Source organism: Actinokineospora terrae (assembly GCF_900111175.1).
In the GTDB taxonomy this organism is placed as follows: domain Bacteria; phylum Actinomycetota; class Actinomycetes; order Mycobacteriales; family Pseudonocardiaceae; genus Actinokineospora; species Actinokineospora terrae.
The window spans coordinates 22,385-45,286 of sequence record NZ_FOGI01000006.1 but is presented as its reverse complement, the minus strand read 5'-3'; the positions used below and the strand labels follow the sequence as shown (position 1 = coordinate 45,286).

The window sequence follows — 22,902 nt, the reverse complement described above, 5'->3', positions numbered from 1 at the left end:
CCACTGGCACGGATCGAAGTCGTACCAGGTTGTCTGACCTGCCCACCTTGACCTCGCCCGTATACGCACTCCGTGGTGGCTCGGCGGGATTCAGTACCAACAGGTCAAGCAGGCAGGCGCACGGTGGTGGCGAAGAACTCGTCGACCTTGCCGACCGCGGCGAGGAACTCGTCAAGATCCGCGGGTTTGGTGACATAGGCGTTGGCGTGCAACGAATAGCTGCTCAGCACGTCCTCGTCGGCGGCCGAGGTGGTAAGCACGACGACCGGGATCGTGATCAGCTCTGGGTCAGCCTTGATCTCGGCCAGCACCTCGCGTCCGTCCATCATCGGCATGTTGAGGTCCAGCAGGATCAGTCGCGGCCGGGGCACGTCACCGTGACCGTCGGTCCGGCGCAGGAACGCGACCGCTTCGATGCCGTCGTTCACCACATGCAGTTCGGTGTTCGTGCTGCGTCACTCGAGGGCCTCGCGGATCATGATCACATCGCCCTCGTCGTCCTCGACGAGCTGACGTCAAAGGCCGCGGTCACGGTGATGAGGCAGAGTAGGTCGGTCGTCCAGTTGGCGCAGGCGTAGCCGAGTCCGGACAGCCACGACCGGAGCGGGACCGCGCGTATGCCGCGCAGTGCGGCCAAGAGTGCGGTGAGCGCGCGGTGTGTTCGCGTGGCGTCGGGCCGTGCGGTGCGGTTTTGTCCGCTTGCGTCGGTGGCCGGGCCGACCCTCGGGTGCGGCGCCTCGCACGGCTGCACTGGCTGCTGTGCCGATGGCCAGTAGCGCGGGCACCGTGGTGTACCAGGGCTGGTCGAGCGTCCACCGGACCGCGAGTCCACCGAGGTAGATACGCGCAAGACCGAGTGCGGACACCGCCCCGGAGGCGACAGTGAGGGTGGCGGTGGTCGTCCGGCTCGCGCCGATTCGGCGGTATTGCTCGACGGCGAACAGCGCGGAGACGACCGTGCCCGCGGGGAGTGTCATCGACATCGCGGATCGGCCGTAGGTGACGGCCAGCATCGATCGGGTCGGTACGCGTACGCCGAACATCCACAGCGAACCCGCCTGCGGGCTGACGGCCGGCAGTATCAGCGGTAGGTCGTGGTGAACGCGTTCACCAGGCTCGACCACGACGGCAGGCTCCGCATGGCGAACCATCCCGCGGCGACCAGGGCGAGGACCACGAAGGCCGACCGCACTGTCCGGCCGGGGGTGCGCGGTCGCGAGTGGGTCTCTCCCGAGGCAGGTCGTGGGTCATCGAGGCCGTGGCGGCTACCACGGTGTTCCGGTCGGGTGGCGGGGGTGGGGATCGACAATGTCCTGGGGACACCCGCCTCGGGGCGCGGCGTGGACGGTGGCGCGAGGACGGGCATTGTCATGGGTTGACGACCGCTGCTGAGCCTGTGCCGGTCATGGACGGTTCCTGTGTGCCTGCTGTGAGCGTCGGCGTGGTTCCGGGCAGGCGCAGGCGCTTGATCGTGTGCACGCCGGCGGACAACACAGCGAAGCCACCTGCCAGCGGCACGGGGTGGTCGACGAGCAGGTCGCCGATCGGCTCGAGAGGGTTGTCCGCGAGCAATCCGACGCGTTCGGCGAACCACGCGGTGGCCAGCACGGCGCCGACGGTGGCGGCGGTGACGCGCCAGTGGAGGTAGAGGGTGGTGCGACTGAGCAGGATCAGTGACGGCATGACAAGGGCGACCACCAGGAGTTGGGTGAGTTCGATACCGACGTTGAACCCGAGCAGGTTGAGTACGAGGTTGGCGCGGGTGAGGTCGAGTTCGTCGAGCAACGCGGCGAACGCGAGGCCGTGCAGCAGTCCGAAGGAGCCCGCGATGAGGACCTCGCCGCGACGCACGATCGGCCGGATGGCGTGGATCGCCGAGACCAGCACCGACAGGGTGATCCCGCTCTCCACCAGCCGGGTCGGCAGGTGGATGAGGCCGGTGGAGCCGAGCACGAGGGTGATGGAGTGGCCGATGGCGAACGCGGTGACGACGTGCACCACCCGCAGGAGGGCGCGGCACGGGTCGGCGCGGCGGGCCCAGCGCCTGCCGCTGACGATGAGCGGGGCGGGTAGCAGCAGCATGATGAGGAACAGCAGGTGGTCGCTGCCGCCGCTGATGTGTTCCACGCCGAGCTGGATCGAGGAGAGGAACCCGGTCGTGGCGACAGGTTTGGCGGCAGTGACCAGGACGCTGGTGGTCTGCCAGGACAGCATCGTCAGGGTAGTGTAGTCGCCGGTGTGGCCGTCGCGGGCCGAGACGAACGCGCGGTGGGAGACGAGCTGGTCGATGACCGCGTCGTAGGTGAGGGTGAACTCACCGACCGCGCCGGTGGTCGGGGCGAGGGCGGCGTCGAGGACGAGGTGGTCGACGCCGTCGATGCTCTCGACCCGGCCGCCGCTCACGCTGGTGGTCCAGGTCTGCCGGTCGGCGCTGGTGGCGGAGATGTGGTGCTGCACGTAGTCGCGCAGGCCGGCGATCGTGTCCGGGGCGAGCACGGAGTCGGCGGTGTAGGTGGTGCCCAGGGCGACGTCGAGCTGGTCGATCGGCAACTGGACCGAGGCGGTGACCTCGTCGATGCCGACGTCGAGCAGGACGGCGCTGGTGCTCAACGGGTGCGCCGAGGCCTGCGCGGTCGCGGACAGCAGCAGGGCGGTCAGCATGCCGAGCACCGCCAAGAGCCGGCGGGCGACGTTCACCGGGTGTCGCCCCCGCCGGGCCGTGGTCGGATCGCGGTCGTGGGCATCTCAGGTGCTGGGGTTGGAGCTGCCGTAGTCGTCGTTCTTGTCGCGAAAGACTCCGTGGTAGTGCACGTCGGGAGTGCTGCGGCTGCGGGTGTTGACCAGTTCGATCCACACCCGGGGGCCGTCGATGCGCAGGTAGGTGCTCTCGCCGTCGACGCTGGTGTTGTTGGCGTAGGCGACGCGGGTCTGGTCCAGCCCTGACTCGTAGGTCGACAGCAGTGACGTGGCCGCACCGGGCGCGGCGTCCTTGACCCAGGCGGCGATCGCGGTCAGCACCGACTGCTTCTGCTCGGCCGACAGCTCGCTGACCGGCAGACCCTCGGAGGTGGGGAACTTGCCGCTGTCCACGCCGGGGCCCATCAGGATGTCGTTGATGGTGGCCGACAGCTTGGCCTTGGCGTCCTGGTCGTCGGTGAGCGAGTCGAACACCGCGAACGCTGTGTCGGCCTTCCCCTTCATCGGCTCGACGGTGGTGTCGCCGACGGTGAACGTCTTCGGCTCGGTACCGGTGAACGCCGGGGTGACGCTGGCTGTGTCACCCTTGTAGGTGTAGTTGCGGGCCAGGTGATGCCCACCGAACTGGACCATGAACGGCTCAGTCGCCGACGGTGTCCCGTACACGGCGATGTAGTAGTTCCCGTCGCCGAAACCGTCGTTGCCGCCGGTGCTGTTGGCCTGCAACCAGTCGTCGGCCCGCTGGATCGCCTCGACCTGCGCGTAGCCCTCGGCTGACACCATCGTCTTCACCACGGCCATCGCCGCGGACCTCGACGCCTCGCTCAGGTCGCTCAACGCGATCCCCTTGCGCGGTACGTTCGACGCCGGGAAGTTCGACCAGGTCTGCCGTGACTGGTTGTCGGTGAAGTCGAACGTCGCGGTGTCCTTCTGCTCGTCGCTCAACGTCGCAAGGAAAGTCCCTACCGCGGTCACCACGTCGGCGGTGTTGGCACCGGAGGCGTTCTCGCCGTCGGTGTCCAGGTCCACCGCGGTGAACGTCTGCCGCCCACCACCGGCCCCACCACCGGCGGGACCTTGCGCACGCGACGAGGTGCTCGTCGTGGTCCCGGTCGAGCTGTCGGTGCCGCACGCGGTCAACGCGAGGGCTGCCACCACCAACGCCGCCGCGGTCACCGCGGACCTGCGGCCACGACGACCCGTCCAGGCTGCCGCCACCGCCTGCTGTCGCCCGGCGTCTGACATTGGTCCACCGATACCGGAATGTCGAGTCGACACAGGATCTCCCTCTGGCTGAGTTCGCATGGCGCGTTCGCCGTGCGAGATCGAACCTAGGAACCAATCCTGTGCGACTGCTGTGCACGGCATGTACAACCACCCAGATGGGTGACGTCGGTGCCGGTGGCTCGTAGACGGCTCCCAGCTCAATCACAGCATCATCACAGGCCGGGTCCTCACGATGACGTCATCGGCTCGACGGCAGCCGGACACAAAGGAGCCCCAGAAGATGAACCCACCACGTCGCGGAATCCGTCGATGGACCGGCATCGTCGCCGCGGGCACCGTCGTCGCCGGTGGACTCCTGCTCGGCGTCATCACCACCGCAGGCGCCCAGACCGAGACCACCGCGCCCTCGTCGCCCTCGGCGACGCCCCAGCCCACCGACGGCTCGGGCCAGGGGAACCGTCCTAACGAGACCCCGCTCACCGGCGCCGACGCCGACAAGGCGAAGGCCGCCGCCCTGGCCAAGTACCCGGGGGCGACCGTCGACCGCGTCGAGACCGACTCCGACGGGGTCTACGAGGCCCACATCACCACCACCGACGGCAAGCACATCACACTGAAGTTGGACAAGAACTTCGCCGTCACCGGTGAGGAAACCGGCCGGACCGGCGGGCGGCACGGCGGTGGGACCCTGCTCACCGGCGCCGACGCCGACAAGGCGAAGGCCGCCGCCCTGGCCAAGTACCCGGGGGCGACCGTCGACCGCGTCGAGACCGACTCCGACGGGGTCTACGAGGCCCACATCACCACCACCGACGGCAAGCACATCACACTGAAGTTGGACAAGAACTTCACCATCACCGGCGAGAAGACCGGACGCGGCGGTGGTCACGGCGGCCGTGGCAACTCCAACGAGACCCCACTCACCGGCGCCGACGCCGACAAGGCCAAGGCCGCCGCGCTCGCCAAGTACCCCGGCGCCACCGTCGACCGCGTCGAAACCGACTCCGACGGCGCCTACGAAGCCCACATCACCACCACCGACGGCAAGCGGGTGACAGTCGAGCTGGACAAGAACTTCACCGTCACCGGCGAGGAAACCGGCCACGGCCCCAAGTAACCCCGACCCCTGAAACCGACTGCCCGGTGACCGCGTTGCGACCGGTCACCGGGCAGTCCGCACGCAACACATGGCGCACATCAAGATCGGGGAAAGTCAGGCTCGTCCGGGCGAGTCGATCCGCACACCGGGAGTTGCAGAGTACCCACCGGCACCACTCGCGCCCTAGGCGGGTTGGTCTTCCCGCTGGGACCGGTTTCCTTCTTGGCGTTCTCGCTCGCGGCGACTGTAGGTCGCCTTGCGGACGGTCTCCTCGTCTTCCAGGCTCGACCCGAGCGCACCGGCGACGATCCCAACGGAGCTGGACAGCCACACCAGGTTCATGTACGAACCCACGCCGACCGGATGCCCCAGCGTCTGCGCGAGATGACCACTGTCGATCAGGACGACCGCCGCGAGCAGTGCGAGCGCGAACAGGATCGCGTACATGCACGCCACCCCGATCGCCAGCGTGGTCGCTGTGGAAACGTTGTACACCAGGGCCTTGCGTCGATCCGCAGTCTCGGAAGGCCGGTCCCACAAGTGGTTGTACACCATCAACCACGCCGCCATGACCACGACGGCGACCACAGTGATCCCCGCGAGCCGCAGCGGCGACAGCGCGTCCGCGAGCTTCCAGAACGAACTGGTGATGACGCCGTAGGCCGCGGTCCCGGCCGCCGCCGCGGTGGCGCCCGCCAAGTGCGGCACCAGCCGCCACGGACGGTTGTCCCGCACCATCCCGGCGAGCAACCGCAGCCTGCCGCGCAGCCCGACCAGCGCGAGGTGCGTCGCGGCGGACTGGTGCCCATCGACCACCCGCTGCGTCGGCGCCAGCGCCTCACGCAACCGTGCCAACACCCCCCGTCCGCCTTGGTCCTCCTCGATACCAAGCCGCTGCGCCACCAACTGCCGCACCACGCGGATGATCAACGCCCGCGTCCGGCGACGCACGAGGACCGCACCGAGCGCGGGCAGCGAGATCATCGCGACACCGTGCTCCACATCGATCCCCGCGACGACGGGTCTCGACCCCGCACGCCGAGGCAGATCGGTGACCAGCACGAGCAGGTCCCAGCCCCGCTCCTGCCGATGCCGCTGCGACAACGCGCGCATCGGAATGTCACCGGCCTCGTCCAACGGCACCTGCTCCACCCGGTGCTCCACCCGCCACCGAGTCTCCGCGCTCACCCGGGCAGCGAAACCCTCGGGTAGGTCGTCGACGATCGCCCTGATCACCCGCTCCGGTAGCCCTCTATCAGCCAGCACTCCGACACTCACCCGATCGGGCGCGTCCATATGAGTCCACCTCGCTTGTCGACACCGACCGGCTTCCCCGGGAGATACCCGCCAAACCACGTGACCCGCGCGCGGTGTCGTCGTGGAGCCACTCAGGAGACACCGACCGCGCGTCGGCAAGCAAAGTCGCGGCTTGCCGACGAACAGTGACACCACCCCGAATGCGCTACCCCGTCGACGCGTCCGTGCTGCTTCGTCTGGACGTCGTGGGCGGCTACCGGTCTGGCCCCGCCCGCTGGCGCCGAAAGCCCGCTACGTCCAGGACCGCGATCTCGCCGAGCAACTGCGTGGGCGGTGGGATCGCGGGCGGTGATCGACCAGGCCACCTGCCGTGCCTCGACCAAAACCTGACCGTGTCGCCGGGCCACCAGCTCGCCATCGACTCGCCGAACTCGTCACGCACGACCCCGGCGACGACCTTCGCGCCACGCACAGCTCACGGCGGCTGAACTTCGTCGTCGAACGCCCGCCGACGCGGTCGGCCCATGGCGCACCGGTCGCCCATCCCGTGCTCAGCGCCGGTGGCTGCTCGCGCTGGTGAGGTCCTCGGCGAGGACGAGCACCCGGTCCACGGCGCTGACGCTGAACGCCCGACGGGGAGCACTGCCCTGCGGGCTCACCACGACCAGACTCAAACCGGCCATCCTGGCCCGCTGGTTCGCCTCGACCACGGCGCTGAGTCCGGCCGAGGCCATAAACGTCACCTCGGTGAGGTCGACCACCACTGTCGCGGCCTGCGAGCCGCGGTCGATCACCGCGTCCATAGCATCGGCCAACACCGAGACCGAACCCAAGTCGACCTCACCCCAGGCACGCACGATCTCCTGGCCGGGCACTCGCTCGACCGAGACGGTCAGCAGAGGGGACATACCGAAGCCTCCTGTCGATACGAGACAGGCGGTCGCACTCCGCGATCACCCTGATAGCAACCCGAGCCTATCCATTCATGTTCAGCGGTGCATCACTAGCCGGGCGCCGTGCACCTGCCCGCACATGAGCAGCAGGTGCTCGCCATCCTCGCCGAAGGTGCCGCCCTCGTCTTCGGCGGCCTACAGGGGATCTACCTCGCCTTCACCGGCAACGACACCTTCACCGTCACCGTGGCCGCCGACCGCCGGGCCACCAGCGCCGCCAATCCCCGCCGACTACCGCTTCGTCGCCGCAGGCAACTGGGAGCGCTACTAATTCACCTCGCCCTCCGGCCGCTTCACCTGCGGCATCCTCGACTCTGTGGCCGATGAACCCGCCTCCGCCGGCTGCCACGGCCCCACCGCTCCCGTCCCACCCCGGCCACGCGACCGCTCCGAGCACATCTCGTGGGGAGGCGGCCTGTTCGTCGACACCAACGGGCACAACGACTTCATCTGCACAGGCGGCGTCATCTACGACAGCGGGTTCGGTAGTCCCGCCCGCGCCCTGCCCTACGGCACCTCACTCACCGCACTCGGCTTCTCCTGCACCTCAGCCGAGAACGGGATCCGCTGCGCACACACCCCGTCCCATCACGGTTTCCGCATCGCCTCGACCTCCAACGAACGCTTCTGATGATCGCGCCGGTAGATCCACGAACGGCCGTCCGGCGAAGGGCATGGTGTGGACGGTGTCGGGCTTTGCCGATGAGATTGTCGGAGTCGGCCCGGTTTGCGGGTTCAACCTTGCGTTCGCGGGGGTCGGTGGTGGGGCAGCCGATGCCCACGAATCCTGTGCCGGTTCGCGGGTCAGGGCTTCGCGGATCGCGTCGGCGACCAAGGGCGTGGACGCGGGGGTGCGGTTGCTGTGTCCAGTGACACCGATACGCACGACGGTGTCCTTATCCGAGGGGGCGGGTTCGGGCCGACATGTTCTCCTGGGAGAGATGTTCGTACACGAGCCGGACGGCCATCGCGCCTTCGCCGACGGCCGATGCGACTCGTTTGACGGAGCCCCGGCGCACGTCGCCCACCGCGAACACGCCCGGTCTGCTCGTCTCCAGCACCAGCGGGCGCCGGGACACGTGCTGCCACCCGTCGTCGGAGCGGCTGTCGTCGGCGTCCGCTCCGGTCAGCACGAAGCCGTCCTCGTCGAGTGCCACCAGACCGGACAGCCAAGCGGTGTACGGGGCGGCTCCGATGAAGACGAACAGCGCCCGGACGTCGAGCTCTCGACGCTCACCGGTGCGGTTGTTCGCCACGACCAGCGCCTCGAGCGTCGCGCCACCCACGACGCCGCAGACCTCGTTGTACGGCAACACGGTCACCCTCGGGTGTCGTTCGACCTGGTCTACGAGATAGCGCGACATGTTCTGGGTGAGGTCGCCGCCGCGGACCAGGAGGTAGACCCGCGGCGAGCCCTGCGCGAGGAACACCGCCGCCTGGCCTGCGGAGTTGCCGCCGCCCACCACACCGACCGGCGACGCCCCGCAGGTTCTGGCTTCGTGCAGGGTCGCGGCGTAGTGGACGCTCGTTCCCTCGAACTCCGCGATGCCGGGCACCTCGAGCCTGCGGTAGTGGACGCCGGTGGCGATCACCACCGCGCGGGCGGTGATCTCCACACCGTCGTCGAATCCGACCACGTAGTCGCCGTCACGCCGTCGCAGCGTCCGCGCGCAGGCGGGTACCGCGACGCGGACGCCGAACTTGTCGGCCTGGATCAACGACCGTTCGGCCAGCTCCGCGCCGGAGATCCCACTGGGGAAGCCGAGGTAGTTCTCGATCAACGATGTCGTGGCGGCCTGCCCACCGGCCGCCAGCGCGTCCACCGAGGACACCGATAGGCCGTCGGATGCGCCGTAGACGACCGCGGCCAGGCCCGCGGGACCGGCGCCGACGACCAGCAGGTCGAGGACTCCACGCTGCGCGTCCGCTCGTCGCAGGCCCATCCGCCGGGCCAACTCGGCGTTGCTCGGGTTGCGCAGGACGTCCGTTCCGCGCAGCACCACGACCGGTGTGTCGCTGGTGCCCACACCGAACCGGCGCAGCAACGCCTCGGCCTGCGTGTCCTTCTCCAGGTCCACCAGCCGGTGCGGCAGCCGGTTGCGCGCCGCGAACTGCAGCAACCGCCTGGTGTCCGGCGAGTAGCAGGAGCCGACGATGCGGAATCCGCTACCGCCACCGATCAGCAGCGAGCGCCGGATCAGGTAGGCGCGCAGGATCTGCTCGCCGAGTGCGGGGTCACCGAGCACCAGTCGGCGCAGCGCGGCCACCGGCACGGCGAGCACCTCGCCGTCCTCGGCGAGGACCGCGCCTGCGAAGGCCGGTTGTCCCTCGAGCAGGCCGAGTTCGCCGAGGAACCGACGCGGCCCGTGCACGCGGACGATCCTCTTGGAGGCCCTGTGCACACTCGACGAGGCCACCACCGCCACCAACGGGCACCACGCTGGCCCGGCCGGGACCGGTCGGCAACCAGTCCTGGTTTGCGTGGCGCGGGTGCTGGCGGTGCTCGAGGTGGCCGTACCCATCCCGAAGGGTTCCCCGTAGACACGTCTGGCGGTGCTCGACGACCACTGAACCACCCGCCTTAACGAACAAGGTTGTGCCCCGCCCGACAGGTGATCCCGTCGGGGGGCACAACCGTGTTCGGTGAACGTTGGCACGGGGTTGGGCTCCCGAGTCAGTTCTCCGGCGCGTCCGGGACAGGCTGCTCGACCGGGGCGAGGGCAAATCGTCTCGGCTTGTCCTGGACCCTCACCGCCACGCCGTCGGTGACCAGTTTGTCGAGGGCGTTGCTCACAGCGCCCCCTGACCTGCCCTCCAAGGCACGGGCGATCTCGGTGGGACTGAACGGCTGGGTGGGGTGATCGCGCAGGTAGTCCTCGACCTGCCCACGAAGCGCGCCCGGCGCCAACCGCCCCGGCTTCGCTACGCGGGCCTTGATGGTCTCTGCGGGCGAGACGGCGGGGTCGGGCACGGGTTCGGCGTTCGAGGTCTCGTCGGACACGACAGCGGCGGTGTCGGACCCGCGCCGTGTCGCTTCCGGCACGAACTCCTCCTGCGGCACGGCGGCTGGCTCGTTCGTCTCCACGTGCTCGTCGCTGCCTGCGTCCGGGACCGGGGGTTCGTCGCCGTCGCCGTCGGGTTCGCCCGCGTCGAGACCGTCGCCCACGCCGGTGTCGATGGTGCTCGGTTCGGCGGTGTCGGTGTCGGTGATCGTCCACAGGTCGGCGGCTCGCCCGCTGCCGCCTGCGGCGCCCGCCGTGCGGGTGACGCATCCCTCTTGTGCCCACCGGGTGAGGATCTTCTGTGCGGTGGACTTCCCGATACCGGCCGATGTGGACAACTCGACAGCGGTGTTGCCGGGGTTGGCGTGCAACACCGCCCACAGCTTGTCCTCCGTCGCCGTGCGAGTCGCCGTCGCGGCCGAGTCGGGTACCACGCGCAGAGTAGGTTCCGGGCGAGTCGTGGTGGTGCGGGTTGTACGGGTGCGGTCCTTGGTGGGCATGGCTTTAGTTCCCTCGGTTCAGGTGGGTGCCGTGATCGTTGTGGCGAGCAGGGGGCATATGGATTGCCCCGGCCGGTGCGAGCGCGGCCCCGATGCGGTGCGGACCGGCGGGCCACACGTATATGGACGCTTCCTTCCCCCGGAGAAGTCAAGCCACGTCAAGGGAAATGCTGCTCTTGGCACGGCCGCGGCCCCAGGGGAGCTTGACAACGCCGCGGCACGAAGCGTCCATAACACGTCGACCACCGTCGACCGTCTACGCGACGCACGCCAAAACCGAAGGGGCACTTCGACATGGCGATACGCCACATCGAACCTGAACCCGCCGAAACGGCCGCCGACACCGGCCAGGGGGCGCCCGGTCACCCCATCGACCCCGAACCCGCCGATGCGCCCGCTCGACCACCACAGCCGCACGGCGAGGGATCGTCGCGCGAGCGGGAGGGACTGCCCTCGAACACGATCATCCTCGCGCCGACGCCGACGGCACCGCCGATGCGGTGTCCCGGGCAGGCGTGGGGACTTCTCGTGTCGGCGGTGGACATCATCGACGAGACGAACCCCGACAGGGAAGGCGAAGTCGTCCAGTTCGCCGGGTGCTGGGTACCCCGACAGCCGGGGGACGGCCTCTACGACGGGGACCTCGTCGTGCGTCTGACGTCGTCGACTGACACGTCTACACTGGAGGGCACGACCCGATGTCGAGATGCTGCTGGCCCACTGTGGGCGGTGGCGGCGAGTGGGCCGGTGGCACGATGCCGACGACCGGTGGCCGACCCTGATCGCCCCGCCCGCCGCCGCCGTGATGGGCCTGCACTGTGCTCTCGTCGAGGCCGCCGCGTGCTGGGAGTCCGCGCCGCCACCGGCCATACCCGCGCCACCGAGGGGGCTCGGGACGGTGTCGCCGACCTGCTTAACGCCGGTCTATCAATCCGCCATCCCTTTCAATGCGTTCACGGTCGGCGGCCCCACCCGAGCCGGGCAGAGCACCCACCCCCAAGCCAACACGCCCGCACGACGGTGCTGACCGTTTCACCGGAACGTGGGCGTGCCGAAGCACACGACGCGAACAGCGCCGCATCGGCACAGGACAAGGACTACAAGCCGCCCACCGCGCCGTGTTCATCGGGCACCTCGCCCACTCCAAACCGTTAGGCCGGACTCGTCCCTTCAGTCCGGGACAGCGCTACTGGGTGCCTCGCCCGACATCCCTCCGGACACTCAACCCCGACTTCCGACCGTCCGCCGCGCGTGGAAGCACCAGCGCCAGCGCTCTTCCCGCCGCCACGGGCGCCGGGAAGCTGGGAGCGGGCGTGGTCGACCTTGACGCTGCCGAATGGAAACAACGAGTTGGCACCCGCACAGATCATCGCGAATCGCAGCCGTGGCTCACCGAGTGGGAGTTCCCCCGGTCGTCGGCTGTCGCGTTGTGGGCGACTTCGTCCCCGGGGCGGAGACAGATGGTCGCGTCGCCGGGATCATCTGTGGGCGTAGTCGCACTTGCGTACACCGTGACATGGTCTTTGACACCCGGTCCGCTAGTCAGGTGGTTGGCCCACGAGGAATCCTGGTCGGCGATACTGCCCTCCCACCAGTTGTCGTCGCCTGCCCACTGGGAGCGCTGACCCCCGAAGTTCGGATCGGTCCAGGCGCAGAAGTAGCCCTCGGGACACTCGGCCAACGCCGTTGCCGCCGCTGCCGCCGCTGATCCTGCGAACATCGGCACACCGGCGACCGCCAACGCTGCCATTGCGGCGGTCACGCGCGTAAGAGTCATCGATTTCTTCCTTCCGTGCGGGTATCCCCTTTCCGGGGTTCCCGTTTCGCGCCGATCAGTCGCGCGTCTCGTCCAACTTCACTCGGTCGATGGTCCCCCACATCTCTGACGCCGCAGGCCCCAGTGGGCAGCATTCAGACCCGGTACGGTCGTCAGGAGCGTCCTATCACATGCCGATTGCTGACGAGTCAGGCTGCCGGTCAAGGGTCCTCGGATCGATCAGCCCGACGAGCTGAAGGGAAACTCATACCGTTGGGCGGGTCGCTCCGGCGTAGTCGTCGCCGTTGTAGCGGTAGGGCTCGATCTTGACGACCTGGCCGAAGTCGGGCGCGTCGACCATGAGTCCGCCGCCGAGGTAGAGGCCGACGTGGTGGATCTTGGCGGGTGTGCCGTAGAAGACGAGGTCGCCGGGCAGGAGCGGTTGACCGTCGGGGACGCGCGGTCCGGCGTGGAACTGGGTGTGCGCTGTGCGGGGCAGGGTGATCCCGGCGGCGGCGTAGGCGGCGGTGGTCAGGCCGGAGCAGTCGAAGCCTACGTCGCCTCGGGAAGGGCCGTTGCCGCCCCATTCGTAGGGCAGTCCTCGTTGTCCGCAGGCGTAGTTGATCGCGGCGAGCGCGGCGGGGTTGGGGGCCTGGATGGCGTTGCAGTCACCGCCGGTATCGCCGGTGCCGCCGAGTAGGGCTTGGGTGTAGAGGGCGGCTTGGGCGAGGACCTTGTCGACGTAGTGGTCGTCGTGGTTGTAGGCGAAGATCGCGGCGCGCAGGTCGCCTCGGCGGGCTCCGTTGTCGCAGAGCAGGAAAGAAGCGGCGTGGATGGCGTCGCTCGGGTTGTACCGGGATGGTGGTGAGGCACCGCCCGTCGGCAGTGGGTGCGCGGCAACAACACTGGCGAAGGTCGAGGCGAGGAACTGCATCGGGCCACCGGCGCCAGCACTGTTCTCGCCGTCGCGGACTCCGGGAAGAGTGGAGCGGCCGTGGTCGGTTTCGACCTTGCCGATGGCGGCGAGCACGGTCCAGGGAAGGCCGGGGCAGTCGGGGGCGGCGGTGACGTAGAGCCGGCAGTAGTCGGGTGAGATGTCGGCGATCGGCGTGGAGCACTTGGCCAGGGTGATGGTGTCCGAACCGCCAAAGATGGCCGAAAGCGCTCCGGCGACACCGGCGCCGGCCAAGACGATGACGAGCAGCACCGCGGCGGCGGTAAGGACCAGTTTGGTGGGCATCCGGGATGTCACCGCCGTCCTGAACGATTACGCGCCAAGGGCGGCATCGGCTGCGGCGCGGGGACCATCGCGGCCGGCACATCGACGCCGAGGACGGTGTCGGTGGTCGGGATGACCGGTGGTGGTAAGTGAGGCCACGCGGCGGTCAATCCCGCCAGTCCGCGCCGGACCCCTCCCGGGGCGGCGTCGACGGGAAGCCAGACCTCGTCGGCGGGGCCGGGGTGCGCCGCGCCCGGGTCGAGGAGTTCGGCCGCGGCGGTGGCGACGGGCACCGAGGCCGGGTCGTCGAATCCGCGCAACGCTGTGGTCAGGGCGCGGCGGGCACCTGCCTCTCGTCGGGAGGTCGGCACCCACACCAGCAGTGGAGTGGTGATGCCGCTGGCTTGGGTGAGGGCGGCGTAGCCGGACAGTTTCCCGGCCAGCTTGCCCAGCGGTTCGGTACCGGTGTCGTACTCCAGGAACCACTCGATCTCCCGACCTGCCTGCTGCCAGCGGCCGTAGCCGTCGGGGCGGACCAAGTCCCCGAAATGGCGGGCGCAGCGCCGTTCCGACCACCACGCCGTCAACGCCGTGTCCTCGTTGCCCGTGTTGCGGGCGTGGGCAACCAGGGCGGTGAACCAGCCGTTGACGCCGCTGGTGTGGGCCAGGCGCAGGCTGTGGGCGACGCCGAGGACGCGGTCGTGTCGGTAGCCGAGTTCCTTGACCTCCATGCCGTCCTCGGCGGCGAGCACGGCCGCCCCAGCGGGGGCGAGGACATAGTGCATCGGCGAGCTGCCGGTCGTGACGAACGGCTGGAACCGGTCCACCACACCGAGCAGGAACAACTCGCGCAACCTGATGCGCGCGGTCCGTGGACCGGCGAAGGCCAACTCGGTCAGCTGGTGGGTGGTCAACACCCGGTGTTCCCACAGCATCCGGCCGATCCATTTGTCGCGTGGGGTCAGCCGCCACGCCAGCATCGCCCGGTGCTCGGGCGTGTTCGCGGAACGAGGGCTGGGGCGGGTCGGCTGGTGGCCGCGCAGGGAACGCTGCCGGGTGGTGTTGGTGATCATGAGTCGGCCTCCTGATGGGCGTGGTGAAGCCGCCCGCGGGGCGTGGGAGCGCCGGGCGAGTGGGGCGGGCGGTGTGGGAGTGGTGTGGCGGTGGCTCGGTCAGCGGGCGCGGCGAGGGTCGCTGCTCGGCGGGCGCGGCGTCCGGTCGACCGGGTGGGGCGGTCCGGTGGGCCGTCGAGGAGGCCGGCCGCTGTCGTTCGTGGGAGTGTCCGCGGCGATCGTGGTCCGGTGGGTCCGGGTGGTGTTGGTGCGTGCCGCCGCGCGGATCTCCCGGGCGCGGCCGGGGATGGCGGGCGGGAGAGGTTGGGTGAGCAGGGTGAACGGTTGGGTCTGTTCGCCGTGTAGGACCAGGCGGGCGGCGGCGTGGTAGGCGCCGAGGTGGGCGAGGTCGTGGTCGGTCAACCGCGGCGCGGTGTGGCGGGCAAGTTCGCGGGCGTCCTCGGGGCCTGCGTTGAGGTAGATCTTGTTGCGGGCGTTGGTGGAGATGCCCTCGCGCAGTTCGCGGTGGAGTTGGGCGAGGTGTTGGTTGGCCAGGGTCATCGCCAGGCGGAAGCCGCGGGCCTCGGCGAGCATGTCCTCGATGGGGTAGGGAAGGTTGAGGAAGTTGTGGAACTCGTCGATCACCAGGCTCGCGTCGCGGCGGAGTCGTTGGGGTGTGCGGGCGCGGGCGGTGGCGGCCTGCCAGGTGCGCGCCACCACCAGCGACCCGACGAGCCGGGTGGTCTCCTCGCCGAGTGATCCCTTGGGGATGCGGACAAGGCAGATGCCGCCGTCGAGGATCTCGCCCATGTCCACGGTGGAGCGCCCACCCGCGATGGCGTCGCGCACAAAGGGTCTCAATAGGAATGCGCGGAGTTTGTTCATCAGCGGGCTGATGACCTGGGAACGGGTCGAGTCGGTCAGGTCTTCGTACCAGGACCAGAAACCCCGCAACACAGGGTCGGCGACTCCTGCGGTGACCCGTCCGCAGAACGCCGGATCGGCGAGCAGTTTGGGAAGGTCCGCGAGAGTGGCGACGCCTTCCTGGGTGCGCAGGGTGAGGCAGGCCGCGCGCATCACGTCGTCGGTGCGTGGTCCCCAGAAGGCGGCGTACACGCGCCGGAACACCGAGACGACGTTGTCGACGGTCAGGTCGGTCTCGCCGCCGTCGAGGGGGTTGAGGCAGGGCGGGGAGTATCGGCTGTCGGCGTCGAAGACGACGACACGGTCGGCGGCCGAGCGCGGCAGGCGCGCGAGCACGTCGGTGACCAGGTCGCCCTTGGGGTCGACGAGCACGATCCCGCGGCCTGCCTCGGCATCCGACAGGATCATGTTCCCGAGCAGGGTGGACTTGCCGGAGCCGGTCGCCCCGAGGACGTGCAGGTGGTGGCGGGCGTCGGCGACGCGCAGAGCGACGGGACGTTGGTGGCCTGTGTCGGTGATGCCGAGGGGTTTGGCATCCGGCCCGGGGGTGACAATGCCCGGTGGCGGCGCGATGGCGCGGGCTCCGGCTCGTTGGATGCCGGGGATGGCCTCGTCCGTTGGGAGATGGGCGATCGCGGCCAGCTCGGGCACCGACAGCAGGTCTCCGCGGCCGAGTTGCCGGTGGTCGATCACCGCGCCGGGGTGGCGCAGGCGGCGGCGGGTGTAGTGGTTGTGCTCGGTGTAGGAGGCGAACGAGGCTGCGAGGGCGTGGGCGCGTCCGCGGGCGACAGCGCGGGCCTGGCGCAGCGTGTTCTCGTCGGTATCGGTGGGCAGCAGGGCCGCCACGGCGTAGCGCACCACGGTCTCGAACTGCGATCCACGTTGCTTGCCGACGATCGCCCGGTTCTGCGCGCTGTATTCCAATGAGGTCTGTGGGTCGGAGTGCAGCGCCCCGGCGGCCGTGCGTGCAGAGGCCGGGCGGCGCGACCGGCTTCGGGTGCCTGGGGTGATCAGGTCGAGCAGACGGCCGATCACCCGGGTCGAGCCACCGGTGTGGACGTGGCGGGCGGCGCGGCGAGCCTTCTGGACGCGACGGCCGGTGACCGGGCGCGCCAGCACCTGCACGCAGGCGTGTTCGTCGCGACCGAGTCCGACCGGTGCGCCGAGCAGGGCGCGGATGGGGTCGGCGTCGAAAGCGGACCGGATCGGCAGCGCCTCCACCCGCGCGAGCCGGAGTTCGCCCCCGACCACCAGCCGCCACTGCCCCTCACCGGGTGCGGGCAGGGGCGGTTCGGCGGGGCCGACGCGGGTATGCGCGCCGGGCCACGCCGCCTCCACGGCGCGCTCGACCAAGCCCGGCGGGATGAGGCCGGGGACCCAGAGTCGGATGGCGACCCCGGCCTCGGAGAACACGTACTCACACGCCACGTGCGGCTGCCCGGTGAACGCCCTCCGCCACCCCGGCCGCAGCAGGCCGACGAGGTTGGACCACAGCGCGGCGCCCCCTGCGGGGTCCACTATGGGCGGGGCGAGCACGGTGACCATGCGGGCATCGGCCAGTAGCAGCTCGTGGCAGCGCCGCTGCCACCGCCGACGCCCGAGAACGACCGCCGTGACCAGGACCGCGAGCACGGGCACCGTGATCGGCCCCCACGTGATGGCGAGGTCGCGGAGTCGGCCCAGCAGCGCGGCGAACGCGCCACCCGGGTCACGCAGGTAGTCCTCCACCCACCCCGACGCCGACACCGTGGTCGAGAGCAGCTCGGAGACGCGCGGCGACGAGCCACCGACCATGGCCCCGGAAACTGGGTGCGGGCTCATGCGGTGCCCAGATCGATCGGGGTGTCGTCGCTGCCGAACCCCTCGCTGTCGTCGCCGAGGTCGACGAACATGTCCTCGGCGTGGTGGGCGTCGGGGTGGGTGGCGAGTTCGGCGGGATTGCTAGTCACCAGGTAGTGCTCGGTCGGGGACGCGATGGCCTGAAACGCGACCCGCTGAGTCCCCGAGGACAACAGCCCCTGCCCCCTGTCCGCGGACAGCAGGAACGCCCGCTCTCCGGCGGAAAGGTCGAACGCGCGGCCGACCTCGTCGATGGCCTGCGACGCCTGGCGCAACAGGATCTGCGTGGCGGCATTGGCAACGATCGCCTGGCCGAGTTCGCTGGCGAGCAGGTCGGGTGTGTCCTGGGTGGCCACGGTGACTCCTGCCCAGTGTTTGCGGCTGGCTTTGGACATGCGGAAGAGGAACTCGGCGCCGGCTTTCTGTTGCATGAGCAGCCATGCCTCGTCCACCACGACCAGCCGCGGACGCCGAACGGCCGGGTTGGACACCCGCCGCCAGACCGCGTCCAATACGAGCAGTGTGCCGACGCCCTTCAGCTCGTCCGGGACATCGCGCAGGCTGAATACCGTGAGGTGTCCCTCCGGGCTGGTGCTGGTCGGGCCGTCGAACAGCTGCGCGAAGGCACCGTCCACGTAGGGGTGCAGGCGGGCGGCGAGTTCAGCAGCGGACCGCTCACCAGCCTCCGCGAGCTGGTCGCGCAGGTCTCGCAGGATTGGGGAGGGGCGGGTCCAGGTGCGGGGGTCGGCGGTGATGCCGACGGACTGGTAGGTCGCGGCGATCGCCCGGTCCAGGGCCGCCCGTTCGCCCGCCTCCAGATCTTGGCCGACGAGGACGGCGATCACCGTGTGCAGGAACAGGCTGCGTCGCGTGAGCGCGTCCTTGGGCGCGGTCCGCCGCCCGTCGGCGCGGGTGTGGATAGGCAGGTCGAACGGATTCAACCTGACGCTCGGGGCGCCGAGGTGGACGTAGGTCCCGCCAACCGCGGTGGCCAGGCGGGCGTACTCGTCCTCGGGGTCGATGACGGCGATCTCGATACCCCGGTACAGGCTGCGCAGCAGCTCCAGCTTGACCAGGTAGGACTTGCCGGAGCCACTGCGGCCGAGGATCACGCTGTTGTAGTTGTGCATCCCCTCGCCGAACCGGTCCCAGTGCACCAGCCCCTGGCTGCCAATGTTGTAGCCGTAGAGCACCCCCGACGGCGCGGCCACCGACGTGGGGTCAGGCGCGGGCAGGTCCGGGCTGGTGAACGGGAACGCCGCGCCCAACGCGGCAGTGTCGAACGTGCGGCGCATCCCGATCAGGTCCAAGCCCATCGGCAACGTCGACACCCAGCCCTGCAGAGACCGGTAGGTGGTGTGCTTGGCGTCCAACAACAGCGACGCGCACAGCGAGCGCAATGCCGCGACCTCGTCGGCGAGGATTTTCTCGGTGGCGGCGTGGATGGTCAGGTACAGCCCGACCCGGAACAGCCTCCCCTCGCCGCGGGCCACCCGGGAGGACAGGTCGTAGGCGTCCTCGGTGGCGGCCTCGACCCGCGGGTCGAACAGGCGGCCGTGCTCGGCGGTGTGGCGATGCCCGGCCTCCAGCTTCGCGAGTTGCTTCTTGAGCCGGTCGGCGGCGGTGGCCGGGTCGATCGGCTCGATGTGGACTGACACGTCCAGGCGTCCGGGGTAGGTCAGCAGCGGCGCCAGCCACCCCGGGTGCACCTCGCGGGGGAAGCCGACAACGGCGAACGAGCTGACCCACTCGCCGCCGACCTCCAGGTGGCGGGCGGCGACGGAGAGGGCGTCGGGGGTGAACGCCGCAGCTCCGGGCGCCGCGGCCGTCGAGGCTTTACGGCGGGGAGTGCGGTGTGTGCGGGTGCCCATCAGGAGCGCCCCCTCTCGTCCTCGAAGTCCTCGTCGTCGTCCCAGTCGCCGCCCTCGTCGCGGGCTGGCATCCGGGGGTCGTGCTGAGGACCGGTGTCGCGGTCGTCCTCGACGAACCACGCGGTGGGGGTGGTCGTGATGACCTCGTCGGCACCCGCCAGCTCGGCAGACGGGGGCAGCAGACTGTCCGGGTTGCACGCCGAAGCCAGCACGGCGGTCACCTGCCCGGCGTCCAGAGGTGTCACCACGATCCCGGCGGGGGACAGCAGCTCGACAGCCTCGCCGAGGCGACGCACCAGACGTGTCTCCGCCGCCCGCCGGGCCCCGACGTCGGCCTGCCCGCTCGCGGTCTTGCGGCGCTTGCCGGACATCGCGGCGAGCACGGCGAGCGGGCCGGGCCCACCCAACCCGTCAGTCGGCCTGGTCGGGCCCAGCGGTTCGCGCAGCACGAGCAGCACTTGCCTGCGGAGCAAGTCGGACTGCTGCCCGAGGTGGACGAGGTAGTCGGCGTGCTCGATCGCCGCGGCCTCCAGAGCGGGGTGCGGCAACCCACCGGACCTCGAGCGCAGTTCGGCGATCTGCGTGGACAGGTCCAGCCGTTCGGTGCGCACAAGGATCTGCACCGGGGCGGTGAGGGAGTGCAGGTACCGCCCGAAACTCGCGACGAGGGCCTCCTGCTCGGCCGCGGTCCGCAAGGCGAAGTTGACCGTGCTGGCGACCGCGACCACCGCCAGGCCGTCGGCACCGAGGTCGACCACCCCGGCTTCGGTAACCGACTCGGCGGGCAGCCGCAACGCCGACGGCGACACCGCCTCATCCGGCAGCGGCGCCCCTCGGCCCGCGCGCTTTCCCGCGCCCGCGGAAGTAGCGGTGGAGTGGGTGGTGGTGAGCCAGGCGGGTGCGGGCCGCACCCCCTCGGGCGCCGCGACCCGGTGACGCGGGGCCAAGCGCTGCCGGATCGCGGCGAAGAGCAGGATGTCCATCGGGACTCCGTCGCGGCGGCCGAGGGCGAGCATCGCCGCCGCGGCCCCGACCGGGACGGCCACGGCCAGGAACACCGGCAACGGCACCAGGGCGCGGGTCGCGATCCACAGCAGGTAGAGCGCGGCCCCGGCGGTGGCGAGGATCGCGAGTTGGCGGGCGGTCAGCGGGCCGAGGACACGGTCGTGCATGTCCACATCGGCCGGGATGCGCACAGGCGCGGTCATGGCTTACCTCCGGGCTTGGGTGTGGCGGGCCGCGCTGTGGGCGGCGGAGGAGAAGGCGGTGGTGGGGTGACGCGCGGCGTGGTCGGCGGCTTGGGCAGGTCCAGCGGCAACCGCAGCTGCTTCCCGGCGCGCGGCGCCGGGCGCGAAGGGCCGGGCGGAGGCGATGCCGGTGCGGGCGGTGGCGTCGTTGCGGCGGAGGTGCGCCGCACCCCGTCCAGGGGCAGGGGGTACTGCCCGGCGTTGTTCGGGCGAACGCCCTTGTAGGGGTCGAACGGCAGCTCCGGCTGCACGACTCGAGGACGAGGCGGCGACGACTTCGGCGGAACCGGTGATCGGGTCGGCGCGGGTGGTGGGGTCGGGACTCGCCGCACGCCGTCCAGCGGCAGGGGGTATTGCCCCGTGTTGGTCGGGCGAACGCCCTTGTAGGAGTCGAAGGGCAGTTCGGGCTGCGTCGCGCGAGGCCGACGAGTGGGCGTCGTGGGCGGAGCCGGTGGCGTCGGAGTCGGAGTGGGGGGACGGGGTACTCGTCGCACGCCGTCCAGCGGGAGCGGGTACTGCCCGGTGCTGGTGGGCCGGTTGCCCTGGTAGGGGTCGAACGGCAGCTCCGGTTGGCTCGCGCGCTTCCTGGCCGCGCGGGGGACACCCGGGTCGGCGGCCGGTGGCGGGGTGGGCGAGGCGGGGGTGGGTCGGACATCCAGAGGCAGTCGGTACTGGCCGTCGCGGCCGAGGACCGGCTTGTTCTCCGGCCAGTCCTCGCCCAACGGCAACGCCAGCTGACGCCCCTGGCCCGCGCCCGGTGTCGCTGCTGGCCTGGGCGTCTTCTTTGCGGCGGTCGGGCGGGTCCGGCGGATGCCGGGCAGGGGCAGCATCAGCTGACCGCTCGACGTGGCGCGCGTGGACTTGTACGGGTCGAGCTGACCGCCATCGCCCCCGCCGCCACGGCCCCCGCTACCGGTCGGACGGGGTCCTCGCCGCCCGCCACCTCCGCCTCCCCCGAGCAGGCCGAAGGTCTTGTAGGCGAGGAAGCCCTTGATGAGTCCGCCGATCAGGGACCGGCCGCCTCCGCCGCGGATGGATCCGAGTACCCAGAACGGGATCTTGAACAGGATGTACATCAAGCTGAGCGCGACCAGAAGGTTCACCAGGCCCGACACGGTCGGTCCGAAGACCGTGAACCCACCGGGGGCCAGGAAGACCTTCACGCCGGTGATGAGGGTGAGGCTTTGTCCGATCTGGATGGCCAGGCAACCGCCGTAGGCTTTCCACCACCAGTAACCGATGCCCTCCGTTTGTGGGAGGGCGTGGAACATCAACGCCAACGGCGCACCGCCAATGAGCAACAGCGTCAGGGCGACGCGGACGACGTAGGTGATGAGCAGGGCGATGAGCATCCCGGCGAGAAACAGGCCTATGAAGATGATCCACAGCCCGCCGTTGAGCGACCCGATGACGAGGTTGCGCAGCGTCTGCCCGGCGGTGTTCGCGTCAACCCCACCGCCCATGATCGCGGCCACCAACGCGTTGGCGATCTGGATGCCTTTGGTCGCCACCCACAGCGACAGGGCCCCGGACAGGAACCCGACGACCAGGCGGGGTGCGAGTTCCTTGATCGAGTGTCGTGTTTGGAGGGTCTGGTAGCTCATCGCGATGACACCCGCTATGAGGACCAGCAGCCCGTAGGCGATCAGCAGGATCTGCCACGAGTTGTCCCACAGCTCGCCGAGGCGGGGCAGCGAGTCCGGCATCGGCGTGGTCAACAACGTCCGCGACAACAGATCGAGCAGCGGGTTGAGTGCCTCGGTGACGATGCCCCGAAAGAGCGCGTTGATGGCCTCGGTCACGCACGCGACGGGGTCGGTGATCCCGCAGTCGTCCTCCTCCTCACTGCCCTGCCCCGGTTGCCCGGTGCCCGGACCGGGCACGGGCGTGGTGGTGGTCCCGGGTTGGGGGATGCAGCCCTCGCCGGTGCACGGCGGCATCGACGGTGTGGTCGAGGCGGTCGGGGGCAAGGTGCCGCAGACGGGCAGTGGCAGCGACCCGCACGGATCGGGTTCGACCGTGGGAATCGGCAACGGCGGCGGCTGCACGGCGGCGGCCAGCGACACCCGCGGGCCGCTATGGGAGTCGGCGCCTGCGACGGCAAGTACGGCGACGGCGAGGACGAGCAGACTGACCGTCAACGCCACCAGGGCCCGTGCCCGCGTGGGCCGCGCGAACCGCGTCCACCGTCGGATCCGTAGCGTCGGCGGCGCGAGCATGGGCCGATCCGAGGCGCCTATCGATCCGTCTCGTGTGGTG

General features: G+C 70.1%; 17 protein-coding genes. 3 read left to right on the top strand and 14 right to left on the bottom strand.

What is annotated here, in order from left to right; all coding sequences use genetic code 11:
• Window positions 1-104: 104 nt before the first annotated feature.
• From BMY07_RS14200 to BMY07_RS14185, 3 genes are all read right to left on the bottom strand, one after another.
• Window positions 105-428 carry a response regulator gene (locus BMY07_RS14200; protein ID WP_342741542.1) on the bottom strand — a complete coding sequence of 108 codons (324 nt, stop codon included), beginning with the start codon at window positions 426-428 and terminating at the stop codon, window positions 105-107.
• Window positions 429-1,368: 940 nt separating this feature from the next.
• A complete protein-coding gene (locus BMY07_RS14190) occupies window positions 1,369-2,697 on the bottom strand; it encodes a HupE/UreJ family protein (RefSeq protein ID WP_218150665.1) in 1,329 nt (442 codons plus the stop codon).
• A gap of 48 nt (window positions 2,698-2,745) precedes the next feature.
• Window positions 2,746-3,942, bottom strand: a complete 1,197-nt coding sequence (locus BMY07_RS14185; protein ID WP_092778464.1) for a DUF3500 domain-containing protein — start codon at window positions 3,940-3,942, stop codon at window positions 2,746-2,748.
• Window positions 3,943-4,204: 262 nt separating this feature from the next.
• Here BMY07_RS14185 and BMY07_RS34970 point away from each other — a divergent pair, with 262 nt between their 5' ends.
• Window positions 4,205-5,041, top strand: coding sequence for a PepSY domain-containing protein (locus BMY07_RS34970; protein ID WP_092778462.1), 837 nt, complete (start codon window positions 4,205-4,207; stop codon window positions 5,039-5,041).
• A gap of 165 nt (window positions 5,042-5,206) precedes the next feature.
• Here the strand turns inward: BMY07_RS34970 and BMY07_RS14175 are convergent, their stop codons facing one another.
• Window positions 5,207-6,319 carry a hypothetical protein gene (locus BMY07_RS14175; RefSeq protein ID WP_092778460.1) on the bottom strand — a complete coding sequence of 371 codons (1,113 nt, stop codon included), beginning with the start codon at window positions 6,317-6,319 and terminating at the stop codon, window positions 5,207-5,209.
• 512 nt (window positions 6,320-6,831) lie between these two features.
• A complete protein-coding gene (locus BMY07_RS14170) occupies window positions 6,832-7,188 on the bottom strand; it encodes an STAS domain-containing protein (RefSeq protein ID WP_092778458.1) in 357 nt (118 codons plus the stop codon).
• 108 nt (window positions 7,189-7,296) lie between these two features.
• Between BMY07_RS14170 and BMY07_RS33660 the strand changes: the two genes are divergently transcribed.
• Window positions 7,297-7,560 (top strand): hypothetical protein, encoded by a 264-nt coding sequence (locus BMY07_RS33660; protein ID WP_143073475.1) that lies wholly within the window; start codon window positions 7,297-7,299, stop codon window positions 7,558-7,560.
• Complete coding sequence (locus tag BMY07_RS14165; protein ID WP_092778456.1) at window positions 7,550-7,864, top strand: hypothetical protein; 315 nt, start codon at window positions 7,550-7,552, stop codon at window positions 7,862-7,864. The genes BMY07_RS33660 and BMY07_RS14165 overlap by 11 nt, the downstream gene beginning before the upstream one ends.
• A 265-nt stretch (window positions 7,865-8,129) precedes the next feature.
• Here the strand turns inward: BMY07_RS14165 and BMY07_RS14160 are convergent, their stop codons facing one another.
• The 9 genes from BMY07_RS14160 to BMY07_RS14120 form a co-directional block, all read right to left on the bottom strand.
• Complete coding sequence (locus BMY07_RS14160; RefSeq protein ID WP_245782382.1) at window positions 8,130-9,605, bottom strand: FAD-dependent oxidoreductase; 1,476 nt, start codon at window positions 9,603-9,605, stop codon at window positions 8,130-8,132.
• Window positions 9,606-9,907: 302 nt separating this feature from the next.
• The gene (locus BMY07_RS14155) at window positions 9,908-10,735 is read right to left on the bottom strand and encodes a MarR family transcriptional regulator (protein ID WP_092778452.1); all 828 of its coding nucleotides are present in this window, start codon (window positions 10,733-10,735) and stop codon (window positions 9,908-9,910) included.
• Between the two features lie 1,366 nt (window positions 10,736-12,101).
• Entirely contained in the window at window positions 12,102-12,455 is a 354-nt protein-coding gene (locus tag BMY07_RS36190) for a peptidase inhibitor family I36 protein (protein ID WP_425426304.1), read from the bottom strand.
• Window positions 12,456-12,756: 301 nt separating this feature from the next.
• The gene (locus BMY07_RS14145) at window positions 12,757-13,731 is read right to left on the bottom strand and encodes a C40 family peptidase (protein WP_092778448.1); all 975 of its coding nucleotides are present in this window, start codon (window positions 13,729-13,731) and stop codon (window positions 12,757-12,759) included.
• Window positions 13,732-13,739: 8 nt separating this feature from the next.
• A complete protein-coding gene (locus BMY07_RS14140) occupies window positions 13,740-14,783 on the bottom strand; it encodes a replication-relaxation family protein (protein WP_092778446.1) in 1,044 nt (347 codons plus the stop codon).
• Window positions 14,784-14,882: 99 nt separating this feature from the next.
• Window positions 14,883-17,480 carry a type IV secretory system conjugative DNA transfer family protein gene (locus BMY07_RS14135; protein ID WP_092778444.1) on the bottom strand — a complete coding sequence of 866 codons (2,598 nt, stop codon included), beginning with the start codon at window positions 17,478-17,480 and terminating at the stop codon, window positions 14,883-14,885.
• A gap of 23 nt (window positions 17,481-17,503) precedes the next feature.
• Window positions 17,504-19,396 carry a VirB4 family type IV secretion system protein gene (locus BMY07_RS14130; RefSeq protein ID WP_092778442.1) on the bottom strand — a complete coding sequence of 631 codons (1,893 nt, stop codon included), beginning with the start codon at window positions 19,394-19,396 and terminating at the stop codon, window positions 17,504-17,506.
• Window positions 19,396-20,604, bottom strand: coding sequence for a PrgI family protein (locus BMY07_RS14125; RefSeq protein ID WP_092778440.1), 1,209 nt, complete (start codon window positions 20,602-20,604; stop codon window positions 19,396-19,398). Before BMY07_RS14125 ends, BMY07_RS14130 begins: the two co-directional genes overlap by 1 nt.
• Window positions 20,601-22,790 carry a TrbL/VirB6 family protein gene (locus BMY07_RS14120; RefSeq protein WP_425426288.1) on the bottom strand — a complete coding sequence of 730 codons (2,190 nt, stop codon included), beginning with the start codon at window positions 22,788-22,790 and terminating at the stop codon, window positions 20,601-20,603. The genes BMY07_RS14125 and BMY07_RS14120 overlap by 4 nt, the downstream gene beginning before the upstream one ends.
• Between the last annotated feature and the right edge of the window lie 112 nt (window positions 22,791-22,902).